Annotated in this window: 12 protein-coding genes; 6 read left to right on the top strand and 6 right to left on the bottom strand. The window is 71.9% G+C overall.

Annotated features, from left to right (window positions below; genetic code table 11):
• Positions 1-8 precede the first annotated feature (8 nt).
• On the top strand, positions 9-545 hold the full coding sequence (locus RCH12_RS08310) for a gluconokinase (protein ID WP_327016611.1): 537 nt from the start codon (positions 9-11) through the stop codon (positions 543-545).
• Between the two features lie 119 nt (positions 546-664).
• Here RCH12_RS08310 and RCH12_RS08305 read toward each other — a convergent pair whose 3' ends face one another.
• Together RCH12_RS08305 and RCH12_RS08300 are read right to left on the bottom strand one after the other, a co-directional pair.
• Positions 665-1,294: a hypothetical protein gene (locus RCH12_RS08305; RefSeq protein WP_327016596.1), complete on the bottom strand. Its 630-nt coding sequence runs from the start codon at positions 1,292-1,294 to the stop codon at positions 665-667.
• 145 nt (positions 1,295-1,439) lie between these two features.
• Positions 1,440-1,955, bottom strand: a complete 516-nt coding sequence (locus tag RCH12_RS08300; protein WP_327016595.1) for a mycothiol transferase — start codon at positions 1,953-1,955, stop codon at positions 1,440-1,442.
• 154 nt (positions 1,956-2,109) lie between these two features.
• Here RCH12_RS08300 and hutH point away from each other — a divergent pair, with 154 nt between their 5' ends.
• The 5 genes from hutH (at position 2,110) to hutI (ending at position 9,503) form a co-directional block, all read left to right on the top strand.
• The gene (gene hutH / locus RCH12_RS08295) at positions 2,110-3,690 is read left to right on the top strand and encodes a histidine ammonia-lyase (protein WP_327016594.1); all 1,581 of its coding nucleotides are present in this window, start codon (positions 2,110-2,112) and stop codon (positions 3,688-3,690) included.
• Positions 3,691-3,727: 37 nt separating this feature from the next.
• Positions 3,728-5,479: a urocanate hydratase gene (gene hutU, locus RCH12_RS08290; RefSeq protein WP_327016593.1), complete on the top strand. Its 1,752-nt coding sequence runs from the start codon at positions 3,728-3,730 to the stop codon at positions 5,477-5,479.
• Complete coding sequence (locus RCH12_RS08285) at positions 5,472-6,680, top strand: allantoate amidohydrolase (protein ID WP_327016592.1); 1,209 nt, start codon at positions 5,472-5,474, stop codon at positions 6,678-6,680. Before hutU ends, RCH12_RS08285 begins: the two co-directional genes overlap by 8 nt.
• Positions 6,677-8,119, top strand: coding sequence for a formimidoylglutamate deiminase (locus RCH12_RS08280; RefSeq protein ID WP_327016591.1), 1,443 nt, complete (start codon positions 6,677-6,679; stop codon positions 8,117-8,119). The genes RCH12_RS08285 and RCH12_RS08280 overlap by 4 nt, the downstream gene beginning before the upstream one ends.
• A gap of 184 nt (positions 8,120-8,303) precedes the next feature.
• Entirely contained in the window at positions 8,304-9,503 is a 1,200-nt protein-coding gene (hutI, locus tag RCH12_RS08275; protein WP_327016590.1) for an imidazolonepropionase, read from the top strand.
• 38 nt (positions 9,504-9,541) lie between these two features.
• On the opposite strand, the gene RCH12_RS08270 is transcribed toward hutI, so the two are convergent.
• The 4 genes from RCH12_RS08270 to RCH12_RS08255 form a co-directional block, all read right to left on the bottom strand.
• Entirely contained in the window at positions 9,542-11,089 is a 1,548-nt protein-coding gene (locus tag RCH12_RS08270) for a Mur ligase family protein (RefSeq protein WP_327016589.1), read from the bottom strand.
• Between the two features lie 156 nt (positions 11,090-11,245).
• Positions 11,246-12,046 carry an ABC transporter permease gene (locus tag RCH12_RS08265; RefSeq protein WP_103429939.1) on the bottom strand — a complete coding sequence of 267 codons (801 nt, stop codon included), beginning with the start codon at positions 12,044-12,046 and terminating at the stop codon, positions 11,246-11,248.
• 121 nt (positions 12,047-12,167) lie between these two features.
• The gene (locus RCH12_RS08260) at positions 12,168-13,214 is read right to left on the bottom strand and encodes an ABC transporter ATP-binding protein (RefSeq protein ID WP_243399012.1); all 1,047 of its coding nucleotides are present in this window, start codon (positions 13,212-13,214) and stop codon (positions 12,168-12,170) included.
• Positions 13,211-14,263, bottom strand: coding sequence for a LolA family protein (locus tag RCH12_RS08255; RefSeq protein WP_327016588.1), 1,053 nt, complete (start codon positions 14,261-14,263; stop codon positions 13,211-13,213). Before RCH12_RS08255 ends, RCH12_RS08260 begins: the two co-directional genes overlap by 4 nt.
• Positions 14,264-14,311 lie beyond the last annotated feature (48 nt).

Here is a 14,311-nt window from a genome sequence, read left to right as displayed (position 1 = left end):
TCGTGATCATGGGAATCTCCGGATCCGGCAAGTCCACCGTGGCGGGAATCCTGGCCGGCCAGCTCGGCTGGGACCTCGAAGAGGGCGACGACCTGCACCCGCAGGAGAACATCGACAAGATGTCCTCCGGCCAGCCTCTCAACGACGAGGACAGGGCGCCGTGGCTGGACACGATCTCGTCGTGGATCATCGAGCACTCGATGGCGGGCGTGCCCGGCATCATCACCTGTTCGGCGCTCAAGCGTCGTTACCGCGACGTGCTGCGGGAGCACAACGTGATCTTTGTGCACCTGGCCGGATCGAAAGACCTGATCGGACGCCGCCTCGCCACCCGGCACGACCACTACATGCCCACCTCGCTGCTCGACTCGCAGGTGGACGCGCTCGAGCCGCCGGAGCCCGACGAGAACGCGATCACCATCGACGCGGGCCGGAAGCCGGCCGAGGAGGCCGCCGAGATCGTGCGTCGCCTGGGCCTCACGCCGAGCCCCGGTTCGTCGACTCTCGGCGCGCGCGATCCCGGCCAGTCCTCGGTCACCCGCTAGTCCAGCGCCACATCTGTGCCCGATTCGGACATCTGCACCCGGCACACCGGGCGCAATTGTCCGCACCGGGCACAGTTGGTGCGGGTGCGGGTGCGGTCAGGGGAGCTGGGCAGCGCGCGTCAGGCCAGGTCAGGATGCCCGGCAGGCAGCGCGTGCCGCTGGCCGGCAGCGTGAAGCTTCTGATTCTTGCTCTCCCAGTCGCCCAGCGCCTGGCTAATCGGGCTGAGTGCACGTGTTTCGGGGCAGGCGGCGGCGGACTTGCCGCAACCGCACCGCTGTGAGTCCGCGGGGGCGGTGCGGTGCAACCGGTCGATCTCCCAGAGCACGGCCATGGCCGCATCCGTTCGCCGCTGGCCGAGTTCGGCCTTGCGCTCGGCGCGTTTGAGCACCTCGGTCTCGAGCAGGCCGCGCAGACCGGCGTCGGGCCCGCGGTCGAAGCGGCCGGCCACGATGCCCGTGAGGTCGGCGACCTGGGCGGCCAGCGCCGCAATCTCGGCGTCCCGCTCGGCGATCGCCGCGGTGGTCGTCGCGTCAAGCTCCTGAAGAGTCTCTTGCTGCGCGGCGAACTGCCCCAGCCATAGCTTGATGTGGTCGGCGTCGCGCTGCTCGGCCTTTTCGGGCCCCAGGTGCCGCAGGCAATGGCCGCAGACGACCTGGTCGGTCGCCGAGGTGAAGTGGAACGGCTGCAGCGACTGGCAGCAGAAGCACTGCGCCAGCACGTTCACATACAGCGGATACGAGTGGGCCACGGGCTCTCCAGTGTCGAGGTGCTGACACCGAGCCTAGCCGGGCGCTCCCCCTCGCCAGCGCGGTCGAACGGTCACCTCCGCGGCCACGGGCAACCACGCGGCCGCTCTCGCGGCAGGCAAGGCAGGCACGCCCGGCAGGCCCGGCTCAGAGCAGGCCGGCCCGCTGCGCCAACCCGCGCACGTAGGTGGCCTGACCGGCGTGCTGCAGATCGTCGGCGATCACGCTGACCAGCCGCACCGCCAGGGTAACCGGCGGGGTCCAGCGGGTGTCGACGATGCGACTGAAATCGTCCTCGTGCAGGGTGGCCAGGTAACCGAGGGTGCGTTCGTGCACCGCGTCGAAGTAGCCCTGCAGCAGGTCAGCCCCGGCCCGCACCGCGGCCACCTCGGTGGAGCCCTGGCCGTAGCCGGTCGCCGTCGGCACGAAGGGGAGGTTGAACCGTTTCTGCCAGCCCGCCGACGTCCACAGTTGGGGCTCGCCCATGAGATCGGCCACGTGGTTGTCTTGCACCCGGGTGAGGTGCCAGACCAGCCACGCGATGGTGTTCGCCTCGTAGTCGGCTCGGTACCCCAGCAGCTCGGGGCCGGCGCCGATGAGGGCGGCGTGCACAGCCCCCTGCACGCGGCCGAACGCATCCGTGATCAGGTCGGTCGACAGCATCCGGCACCTCCTGTGGGTCGACGACCGGCCCACCCGAGGACCCGTTCACGCGCCACCCTAGCCCGCTGTGGTGATCCGGCAAGTGTCTCGTATCTGAGACACCAAGTCGGCTAAGCCCCGTGCGCCGAGGACCGGGCAGGAGTCAGATGGACTCATGCACACCGTCGACACCGTCCTGCCCCCCACCAGCATCACCCCGGCCCCCATCACCGTGGGCACCGGCCCGGTCTCCGTGGCGGATGTCGTCGCCGTCGCCCGCCGCGCCGCCCCGGTGCTGCTCGGCGAGGACGCCCGCGCCGCCGTGACCGCCAGCCGGGCCACCATCGAGGTGCTCGCCACCGACACGGCGCCGCACTACGGCATCTCCACGGGCTTCGGCGCCCTGGCCACCACCTTCATCGACACCGCCGACCGCACCCGGCTGCAGCAGAGCCTGGTGCGCTCGCACGCGGCCGGGTCCGGCCCCGAGGTGGAACGGGAGACCGTGCGCGCCCTGATGTTGTTGCGCCTGTCCACCCTGCTCACCGGGCGCACCGGCATCCGTCTGTCGACCGCCGAGGCGTATGCCGGCCTGCTCAACGCCGGCATCACCCCGATCGTGCGCGAATACGGCTCGCTCGGCTGCTCGGGCGACCTGGCCCCGCTGGCGCACTGCGCCCTGGCGCTGATGGGCGAGGGCACCGTGCGCGACCGCGCCGGCACCGAACTGCCCGCCGCCGACGCCCTGGCCGCCGCCGGCCTCGAGCCGGTCCTCCTGGCCGAGAAGGAGGGCCTGGCGCTGATCAACGGCACGGATGGCATGCTCGGCCAGCTCAGCCTGGCCCTGTACGACCTGCAGACCCTGTTGTCCACCGCCGACGTGGCCGCCGCGATGAGCATCGAAGCCCTGCTCGGCTCCGATGCCGTGTTCGCCGCCGACCTCGCCGACCTCCGCCCACAGCTGGGCCAGCAGGCCTCCGCCGCCAACCTCCGCCACCTGCTCGCCGACTCGCCGATCGTGGCCAGTCACCAGACCCCGGAGTGCACCCGGGTGCAGGATGCGTACTCGCTACGCTGCGCCCCGCAGGTGCACGGCGCCGCCCGCGACACCGTCGACCACGCGAGCCGGATCGCCGACCGCGAACTGGCCTCGGCCATCGACAACCCCGTCGTCACTCTCGACGGCCGCGTCGAGTCCAACGGCAACTTCCACGGCGCCCCGGTCGCCTACGTGCTCGACTTCCTCGCCATCGCCGTCGCCGACGTTGCGAGCATGTCCGAGCGCCGCACCGACCGGATGCTCGACCCGGCCCGCAACGCCGGGCTGCCCGCGTTCCTCGCGCACAACGTGGGGGTCGACTCCGGCCTGATGATCGCCCAGTACACCGCCGCCGGCATCGTCTCCGAGCTCAAGCGCCTCGCCGTGCCGGCCTCGGTCGACTCGATCCCCTCCTCGGCCATGCAGGAGGACCACGTGTCGATGGGCTGGCACGCCGCCCGCAAGCTCCGCACCGGCATCGACGGCCTCGCCCGGGTGCTGGGCATCGAGGTGATGACCGCGAGCCGCGCCCTCGACCTGCGCACGCCGCTGAAGCCCGGGCCCGCGACCGGTGCCGTGCTGGCCGAGGTGCGCCGCGAGGTCGCCGGCCCCGGCCCCGACCGGTTCCTCTCCCCCGAGATCGAGTCGGTGGCGGCCTCTGTGCGAAGTGGCGCCGTGCTGGCCGCCGCCCAGAGCACCACCGGCGACCTGTACTGACCCACCCACCTCAGCTCTCGAGAAAGCAGCCCCGCTCATGCCCGACCTGACCGAGACCAGCCCCACCGGCACCAGCACCGCGGCCACCGATGCGCCGGCGCCCGACGCGCATCCGCCCCGCGTCGTGCGCGCCGCCCGCGGCACCACCCTCACCGCCAAGAGCTGGCAGACCGAGGGCCCGCTGCGGATGCTGATGAACAACCTCGACCCCGAGGTCGCCGAGCACCCGGAGAAGCTCGTGGTCTACGGCGGCACCGGCAAGGCCGCCCGCAACTGGGCGGCGTATGACGCCATCGTGCGCACCCTCACCACGCTGGAGAAGGACGAGACCCTGCTCGTGCAGTCCGGCAAGCCGGTGGGCGTGTTCCGCACCCACGAGTGGGCGCCGCGGGTGCTGATCGCCAACTCCAACCTGGTCGGCGACTGGGCCACCTGGCCGGAGTTCCGCAGGCTCGAGGCCCTGGGCCTCACCATGTACGGCCAGATGACCGCCGGATCCTGGATCTACATCGGCACCCAGGGCATCCTGCAGGGCACCTACGAGACCTTTGCCGCCGTGGCCGCCAAGAGGTTCAACGGGACCCTCGCCGGCACCCTCACCCTCACCGGTGGTGCCGGCGGCATGGGCGGCGCCCAGCCGATGGCGGTCACCCTGAACGAGGGCGTCGTGCTCATCGTCGACGTCGACCCCTCACGCCTGGCCCGCCGGGTGGAGCACGGCTACCTCGACGAGATGACCGACGACATCGACGAAGCCGTCGCCCGGGTGCTCGCCGCCAAGGCCGAGCGCCGGCCGCTCTCCGTGGGCCTGGTCGGCAACGCCGCCACGGTCTTCGCCGAACTCTTCGCCAGGAAGGTGCCCATCGACATCGTCACCGACCAGACCAGCGCACACGACCCGCTCGCCTACCTGCCCGAGGGCGTCTCGGTGGCCGACTGGCACGCCTACGCCGCCGACAAGCCCGAAGAGTTCACCGACCGGGCCCGCGCCGCGATGGCCAAGCAGGTGCAGGCCATGGTCGACTTCCAGAACCACGGCGCCGAGGTCTTCGACTACGGCAACTCGATCCGCGCCGAAGCGCTGCTCGGCGGCTGCGAGCGCGCGTTGGACTTTCCCGGCTTCGTGCCCGCGTACATCCGGCCGCTCTTCGCCGAGGGCAAGGGCCCGTTCCGCTGGGCCGCGCTCTCCGGCGACCCGGCCGACATCATCGCCACCGACAAGGCCATCGTCGAGCTGTTCCCGGAGGACGAACACCTGCGCCGCTGGATCACCGCCGCCGGCGAAAAGGTGCGCTTCGAGGGACTGCCCGCCCGCATCTGCTGGCTCGGCTACCAGGAACGCCACCTGGCCGGCCTCAAGTTCAATCAGATGGTCGCCTCCGGCGAGCTGTCCGCCCCGATCGTGATCGGCCGTGACCACCTCGACTCCGGCTCGGTGGCCTCGCCCTACCGCGAGACCGAGGCCATGAAGGACGGTTCAGACGCCATCGCGGACTGGCCGCTGCTGAACGCTCTGCTGAACACCGCCTCCGGCGCCACCTGGGTCTCGATCCACCACGGCGGCGGGGTCGGCATCGGCCGCAGCATCCACGCCGGCCAGGTGATCGTGGCCGACGGCACCCCGCTGGCCGCCGAGAAGATCGAACGGGTGCTCACCAACGACCCGGGCACCGGCGTCATGCGCCACGTCGACGCCGGCTACGAGAGGGCCGAAGAGGTGGCCCGCGAACGCGGCCTGCGGGTGCCGATGTGGGAGACGGATGCGCCAGCGGAAGCGCCGCATGCCTGACCTCGTCGCACATGGCCTGCTGGCCGGCCTCGACGAGATCGCCGATACCGGCAGGGACCGGCGCGCCGGCGGTTACTCCCGGCACCTCTGGCAGGGCGCCGAGTTCGAGCTGCGGGCCTGGTTCACCGAACGTGCCGAGCGGCTCGGGCTGGCTGTGGAGACAGACCGCAACGGCAACACCTGGGCCTGGTGGGGCGAACCGGGCGCGGATGCCGTGGTGGTCGGCAGCCACCTCGACTCGGTGCCCGGCGGCGGCGCCTACGACGGCCCGCTCGGCGTGGTCTCCGCCCTCGACGCCGTCGCCCGACTGCAGGCCGCCGGTTTCGTGCCGAGTCGGCCCTGCGCGGTGCTGGTGTTCGCCGAGGAGGAGGGTTCCCGGTTCGGGGTGGCCTGTTTGGGCTCCCGACTGCTCTCCGGCGCGATCGACGCCGATGCGGCCCGCGCCCTGACCGACCGGGCGGGAATCACCCTCGCCGAGGCGGCGAAGACGGCCGGGCTCAACCCCGCACACCTGGGCCGGGACCAGGCCGCCCTCGACCGCATCGGCACATTCCTCGAATTGCATGTGGAGCAGGGTCGTGGCCTGATCGACCTCGGTGAGCCTGTCGCGGTGGCCTCCTCGATCCTCGCCCACGGGCGCTGGCGGCTGAGTTTCACCGGCCAGGGCAACCATGCCGGCGCCACCCCGATGACCGGCCGCCGCGACCCCATGGTGGCCGCGGCACACGCCATCGTCGCGGTGCAGCAGGCCGCCCTGGCCAACCCGGGGGCCCGAGCCACCGTCGGCCGCATCGAGGCGATACCCGGCGGCACCAACGTGATCCCCTCCGCCGTCACCGCCTGGCTGGACGCCCGCGCGGACACCGACGACCAGGCCCGCGCCGTGGTCGCCGAGGTCACCGCCCGGCTGCAGGCCCCGCACTCCGGCTGCGCCGCGACCGTGGTCGAGGAGTCCTGGACCGGCACCGTCACGTTCGACCCGGAGCTGTCCGCCCGCCTGGCCCTCGCGCTCGGAGGCGTGCCCGCGTTGTCCACCGGAGCCGGCCATGACGCCGGAGTGCTCGCCGCCCGGGTGCCCACCGCGATGCTGTTCGTGCGCAACCCCACCGGCATCTCGCACTCCCCCGAGGAATTCGCCACCCTGGCGGATTGCCTCGCCGGCGTCGAGGCCCTCGACACCCTGCTGCGGGAGCTGCTGTGACCCCGCCACCGGTCGCGACCTACTGGTGCGAATCGCTGCTGGTCGACGGCGTCACCACCGTCGAGGTGCGCCTCACCGTGGGCGCCCACGGACGCATCACCGATCGGGCCGACGGCGTCCCAGCCGAGCCCGGCGACATCCGCCTCGGCACGGTGCTGCCCGGCCTCGCCAACGCGCACTCGCACGCCTTCCACCGGGCGCTCCGCGGCCGCACCCACGACCAGGGCGGCGACTTCTGGCGCTGGCGAGAGTCCATGTACGCCGTGGCGCGGGCGCTCAGCCCCGAACGCTACCGGCAGCTGGCCCGGGCCGTCTTCGCCGAGATGCTGGTCAGCGGCTACACCGCCGTGGGCGAATTCCACTACCTGCAACACCAGTCCGGCGGGGCGCCATACCCACAGGCCCATGCCATGGAGCTCGCTCTGGCGACCGCGGCCCGCGAGGTGGGCATCCGCCTGGTGCTGCTGGACACCAGCTACCTGGCCGGCGGTATCAATACCCCGTTGCGGCCCGAGCAACGCGGCTTCGGCGACGGTTCGGCCGCCGGCTGGCTGGCCCGCTGGGCGCGTCTGCGCGACACTCTCGACGCGGATGACGCCGCCCGGCCGGCCGAACCTGCCCTGATCAGCCTCGGCGCCGCGTTGCACTCCGTGCGGGCGGTCCCACGAGAGGCCATGCGCGAGATCCTCGCCGGGTTGCCGGCCGACGTGCCGCTGCACATCCACCTCTCCGAGCAGCCGCAGGAGAACGCCGACTGCCTGGCCGCGTATGGGCTCACGCCGACGGAGCTGCTCGACGGCCTCGGGGCGCTCTGCCCACGGTTGAGCGTCGTGCACGCCACCCACCTCAGCGATCACGACCTGCAGCTGCTCGGCCGCAACGGTGTCACCGTGGTGATGTGCCCGAGCACCGAGGCCGACCTCGGCGACGGCATCGGCCCGGCCCGGGCCGTGGCCGACGCGGGCTCACCGATCGCCCTGGGCTCCGACCAGAACGCCGTGATCGACCCGTTCCTGGAGCTGCGCGGACTGGAGATGGGCGAACGCCTGGCCTCCGGCTGTCGCGGCCGGTTCAGCCCCGCGGCGCTGCTGCGGGCCGCCGGCACCGACGGGTACGCCGCTCTGGGCCTCGGCCGGGCACGGCTGGCGCCGGGTGACCCGGCCGACCTGGTCGAGGTCGATGCGCGCAGCATCCGCACCGGCGGAGCCTCCCCGGACCAGCTGGTGCTCGCCGCAACGGCGGCCGACGTGCTGCGGGTGATCGTGGCCGGCCGACTCGTGGCCGACAACGGCCGTCTCGTGGGCACCCCGGCCGCCGCATCCGCAGCCGACGGCTCGCCCGCCGCCCTCCTCCGCGACGCGCTCCACGCCCTCGATCCCTTCGACGCCCTCAGCTCCTCCGACACAGGCAGCTTCCCCGCCGCCCCGAGCCCCGCATGACCACCCCTGCCCGGCTCTTCTGTGCCCCATGCGGACAATTGTTACCGGCGCACCGGCCACAATTGTCCGGAACGGGAACAGTTGCATCGGGCCGGATGCCCGGGCCGCGGTCCGCCGAGAAACCCCGCCTCGCTCAGCCCGACCCGACTCCGTCCGTTCTCCTCGCCAACCGGAAGGCCCCACGATGACCGCCGAACTGCTCACCGGGATCGCCGAGCTCACCACCCAAGCCGCCGAGTTCAGCCACGACGACGACCGGCTGACGCATGCCGCGCTCGTGATCGAGAACGGCCGCATCGCCTGGATCGGGCCGGCCGCCGACGCGCCCGCCGCCGACAGCTCCGTGGATGTGCACGGCCGCGCGGTGCTCCCCGGCTGGGTCGACACCCACACCCACCTGATTTTCGCCAGTGACCGGGCCGCCGAGTTCGAGGCCCGCATGGCCGGGCAGAGATATGCCGCCGGCGGCATAGCCACCACGGTGGCCGCCACCCGGGACGCGAGCGAGGTCGATCTGGTCGCCAATGCCCGCCGCCTCCGCCGGGAGGCCGCGGCCTCTGGCACCACCTTCCTGGAGACCAAGACCGGCTACGGCCTCGATCTGGCCAGCGAACTCCGCGGTGCCCGGGCGGCGGCCGAGGTCGCCGACGTCGTCACTTTCCTCGGCGCCCACCTGGTGCCGCCGGGCATCGACCGGCGCGACTACCTCGACCTGGTGACCGGTCCGATGCTTCACGCGGTGGCCCCGCACGTCGACTTCATCGACGCGTTCTGCGAGACCGGGGCATTCGACGTCGACGAGTGCCGCGAGGTGTTGCTCGCCGGCCGGGCCGCCGGGTTGGGCCTCCGCCTGCACGGCAACCAGCTCGGCACCGGCGGCGGCGTGCGGCTCGCCGTGGAGCTCGGCTGCGCCAGCGTGGACCACTGCAACCACCTCGACGACGCCGACATCGATGCCCTGGCCGGCTCGGATACCGTGGCCACCCTGCTGCCGGCCTGCGACCTGTCCACCCGGCAGCCGTTCCCGCCCGCCCGACGGCTGCTCGATGCGGGCGCGCCCATCGCGCTGGCCAGCAACTGCAACCCGGGCACCTCGTACACCACGTCGATGCCGTTCTGCGTGGCCACGGCGGTGCTGCAGATGGGCCTGACCGTGCGCGAGGCGGTCTGGGCGGCCACCCGCGGCGCGGCGCGGGCGGTCGGCCGTGAGCACGGGCCCGATGCCGTGGGCTCGCTCCGCATCGGCGGCCGCGCCGATCTGCAGGTGCTCGATGCCCCGTCGGTGGCACATCTGGCCTACCGGCCGGGGGTGCCGCTCTGCGTCGCCACCTGGACAGAGGGTGTGCGCGCCCACCCCCACGCGAGCCGTGACTCAAGCACCTGAAGCCGCGACTTTGTGGTGCTCAAGTCACAGTTCCCGGACTAGGAGACCGGCCAGCCGTGCCGGGCGAGGGCCTCCCGGGCCAACGCACGGGCCGAGTACGGCGTGCGCACGCCCCGAATGTCGCGGTAGTCCTGGTGGCCGGGTCCGGCCCAGAGGATGGCGTCGCCGTCCCTGGCCAGGTCGACCGCGTAGTCGATCGCGGCCTCCGGCGGGGAGACCTCCACGATCTGCTTGGTGGGGAAGGCTTCCCTGGCGGCGTCCACGAGCATCCGTCGGATGCTGGCCGGGTCTTCGAAGCGAGGGTGGTGGTCGGTGATGACCACGATGTCGGAGCCGGCCGCCGCGACACGCGCCATTTCGGGGCGCTTGACCGGGTCCCGGTCGCCGTCGGCGCCGAAGAGCATGATGACCCGGCCCGTGGTGACGGCCTTGACCGCACGCAGGGTCTTCTCGAACGCGTCAGAGCTGTGACCGAAGTCCACGTAGACGCGCGGCCCGGTCGGACCGGACACGCTCTCGGTGCGGCCGGGGATGTACACCTCGATGCCGTCCTGCAGCGCCGCCTGAACCCGGGCGGCGTCGTAGCCGGCCTCGACGATCATCGCCACGGCCAGCCCGGCGTCCGCGACGAGGTGGTCGCCCAGCAGCGCGACCGTCGTTTCGACGGATTCGCCGGCCCGGTTCTGCACCCGGAACCGGGTGGCCTCCGGCAGGGCCTCGAGGATCTCGAGGCGCCAGTCCGGGTCGGTCTTGGCATCCGCCGAGATCGACGCCACCGGAATCTTCGGCTCGGACAGCAGCTTGAGGCCCCAGGGGGTCTCCATGCTCACGACGCCTCTGCGGGCACGGTCCGGCCGGAACAGAAGCTCCTTGGCGTCGAAGTAGTTCTCCATGGTGCCGTAGTCGTCGAGGTGGTCGATCGAGAGGTTGGTGAAGCCGGCGACGTCGAAGACGATGCCGTCGACCCTGCCGTGGGTCAGGCCCTGGGCGCTCACTTCGAGCACCACGGCCTCCACCTGCTTTTCCTTCATGCGGGCGAGGAGCGCGTGCACGTCGGTGGCCTCGGGGGTGGTCAGCTTGGAGACGAAGACCTCACCCGCGATGTGGCGTTCGGCCGTGGTGGACAGGCCGGTGATCAGGCCCATCTGGCGCAGCACGGCCTCGAGCACGTAGGCGGTGGTGGTCTTGCCGTTGGTTCCGGTGATGCCGAAGATCGTGGGGGCGCTGTCGGCGGTGCCGTAGATGAAGGCGCTGAGGTCGCCCAGGCGACCGCGCAGGTTGTCGCTCACGAGAACGGGCACGCCGGCGGCACGCGCCTCGGCCTCGCCGTCTGCATCGGTGAGCACGGCGACCGCGCCGGCCTGCACCGCGCCGTCGGTGTATGCGGCGCCGTGGCCGTTCTTGCCGGGCAGGGCAACAAAAAGGTCGCCCGGCTGCACCGACTGGGTGGAGAGGGCGATGCCCGTCACGATAGTGCCCGCGTCGGCCGGGGCGCACGAGGTGTCGGCCCGAACGGCGACATCCGCCAAGCGAACCCGCGGCGGGATGCTCGGTCTAACGACGGGTGGGGTACTTTCGATTGCCAAAACAGATGCCTCCGGATTCACCCCCCGAATGAGGGCAGAATATTACCGTAGGCTCCCGTTCTGCAAGGGACCTGCGATAGCGGCCCGTTCTGGCACACTCATGTCAATTGCATAGAAAGCGGCGCCGCGGGGCCGGTCTCGGGTTGCGCGGCGGCGTCAGCTCAGGATGTCCTTGGTGGCGAATCGTCCGTAGGCGAGCGCCCCGAAGACCAGCAGATAGCCGCCCTGCAGCAACGCGTTGGCGCCGAACGAGGTGAAATCGATCGGTTGGCGCAGCAGGTCGGCGAAGTCGAGCCAGTAGTGGCTGAACAGCCACGGATGCAGCCACTCCAGTTGCGGCAGCGAGTCGAGCACCTGCGCCACGACCGAGAGCACGATGGTGGCGGCCATCGCCCCGACGGGCACCACGGTGAGGGTGGAGAAGAACAGCCCGATGGCCGAGAGGCCGAGCAGTGAGACCGTGACGTAGCCGGCGATGAGCAGGGCCCGCAGGAATGACTCGGCCAGGCTGATGGTGTCTCCGGAGAGCAGGGTCAGCGGGCCGACCGGGAACAGTGCCAGCCCGGCGAGCACCCCGGCGGTGACGACGGTGAGCGTGGCCGCGAGGCAGAACACCGCGGCGCCGATGTACTTCACCACGAGCAACCAGACCCGTCCGGCCGGGGCCGCGAGCAGGTAGCGCAGGGTGCCCAGGCCGGCCTCGCCCGCGATGGTGTCCCCAGCGACGACGCCCACGGTGAGCGGCAGGAACAGCGGGATCGACACGATCAGTCCGGTCACGGCGACGAACAGGCCGTTCTGGGTGACCTGGTCGAGGAACGGCGGACCGCGGCCGGGGGTCGGCTCCTGCGAGGAGAGCCGCACGGCGACGGCGATGAGCACCGGCACCGCGGCCAACGCGAGCAGCAACGCCCAGGTGCGGCGGCGACGGAAGAGCACCGTCAGTTCGGAGACCAGCAGCGCCCAGGCTCCGCCGGGTCGGGGCGAGCCGGCCGGCGCCGGGGATGCCGCTGGCCCGCTCTCGGGCGACGTTCTGTCGGACAGCGACCCACCGGACACCGACCTATCGGACACCGTCTTATCGGACAACGTCGAACCCCTCTCCGGTGAGAGCCACGAAGCGGTCCTCGAGGCTGGTGTCTTGCAGGTGGAAACCTCGCACCCGCACCCCGGCGGCGACGAGCGCCGCGACGAGTGCCTCGGGGGCGGGCCCCTCGCCGAGTTGCCCACCTTCGGACGAGTTGCCCTGCTCTACCGGGGCAGCTCGTCCGCTGCGGGGCAACTCGATGGGGGCGCTCACCCAGCGGTCGAAACTCTCGGCGCCGCGCTCGTCCGGCGCGGACTCCAGCTCGGCCACCAGGCCGGCGGCGGCCAGCACCCGGATCGCCGCCGCGGCATCCGGGGTTCGCACCCGCACCCTGGCTTCACCGGCGCGCAGCTCGTCGAGGGTGCCCTGGGACACCAGGCGTCCGGCGCTCATGATGGCCGCGTGCGTGCACATGTGCTCCACCTCGGCGAGCAGATGGCTGGACACGAAGACCGTGGTGCCCTCGCCGGCCAGGGATCGCACCAGGGCGCGCACCTCGCGGGTGCCCTGCGGGTCGAGCCCGTTGGTCGGTTCGTCCAGCACGAGCAGTCGGCGCGGCATCAGCAGGGCGTTCGCGATGCCCAGGCGCTGCTTCATACCCAGCGAGTACGCCGACACCTTCTTGCCCGCCGCGTTCGACAGGCCCACCCGGTCCAGCGCGCGGTCCACCCGGGCCCTGCGGCTGCGGCCGGGCGCGGCGCGGTCGGCGGAGTCGAGCCGGCGCAGGTTGGCGGCGCCGGAGAGGAACGGGTAGAACGCGGGACCCTCCACCAGGGCGCCCACCTGCGGCAGCACCCTGGCAAGGCGGCCCGGCATCGACTCACCGAGCAGGCTGACCTCGCCGCTGGTGGCCGCGGCGAGGCCGAGCATCACCCGGATGCTGGTGGTCTTGCCCGATCCGTTCGGGCCGAGGAAGCCGAACACCGAGCCCATCGGCACGGCCAGGTCGATGGCGTCCACGGCGATCTGGCGGCCGAATCGCTTGGTGAGAGCCCGGGTCTCGATGGCCAGGTCGCCGGCCCGGGCGGGGATGGTCACTCCTGGGCTGCGGCGGCCTGCAGCCGCTCCACGGGGACGGAACCGGCGAGGACCCGGCCGTCGTCGGTGATCAGCACGCTGATGAGGGTGGTGCTCAGGACCCGGCCGCCGTCAACGGCGTCGGTGAGCTGGCTGTACAGGGGTGAGGCGGTGAGTTCGGCCATGGCCGCGGCATCCGCGCCGGCCGGCACAGACACGACGGCGTCCCAGCCGGAACCCGTGACGGTCACGCCGCTGGTCTCACCCTCGGGGTGGCCGGCCGCGTCCTTGGTGGGCAGGGTCTCCTCGGTGACCGTGGCTCCGGCCGGCGCGGTGAAGACGAACAGGTCGGCGGGCGGGGCGTCGAAGCTGAGCGAGCTGAAGGCCACGCTGATCGCGGGCTCCGCGGCATCCTGTGCCTCGACCTGCACGCGCAGCGGCAGCCCGGTCTCGGAGTCGACCGCGATCGAGACGGATCCCACCAGGGTGTCGTCGGTGTTCGGGGTGAGCACCAGCTCGTACGCGGTGCGACCGGCCACCTCGGTGTTCGCACCCAGGGTCACCTCGGTGCTCGGCGCCACCTCGGCGAGGAACGTCTCGGCCATCTCGCTCGGCGTGTAACCCGGCGCCGACCGGTCACCCGTGTCGGCCGGCAGGGTCGTGTGCGCGGCGGTGTTGTCGACGGAGTCGTAGAGCCAGAGGTCGGCGCCGTTCTGAATCAGGTTGCGCTCGGACATGGTGTCCTGCACCTGTACCCGGCTCTGGTCCGGGCCGTTCTGGTAGACCCGCACGGTGTGACTGCCGGTGAGCAGGTCGAGGGCGTCGGCGAACTCGGCGGCGGCGGCGTCCCCGGTGCTGGGGATCTCGGGCAGTCCGAGTTCCAAGGTCTGCTCGATGGTGCCGGAGAAGGTGTCGACGGTTCTGCCGGCCGCCAGTTCGAGCACGTCCTGCGGGGTCTTGTCCGGCAGGTCAACGGCCGCGCCGGCCTGCAACGGAACCGCGAGGACCCCCGCGACGATCACGGCGGGAACCGCGACGGCGGGCATCCACTTCAACCAGGTACGGGACATGACAGAAGACCTCCAGTGTCACCACATAGAACTGCGCAATGCGTATCC

It is taken from the genome of Cryobacterium sp. MP_3.1 (assembly GCF_035984795.1).
GTDB classification, from domain to species: domain Bacteria; phylum Actinomycetota; class Actinomycetes; order Actinomycetales; family Microbacteriaceae; genus Cryobacterium; species Cryobacterium zongtaii.
Note: the sequence above shows the minus strand (reverse complement) of the source record. Positions and strands in the feature narration are given on the sequence as shown.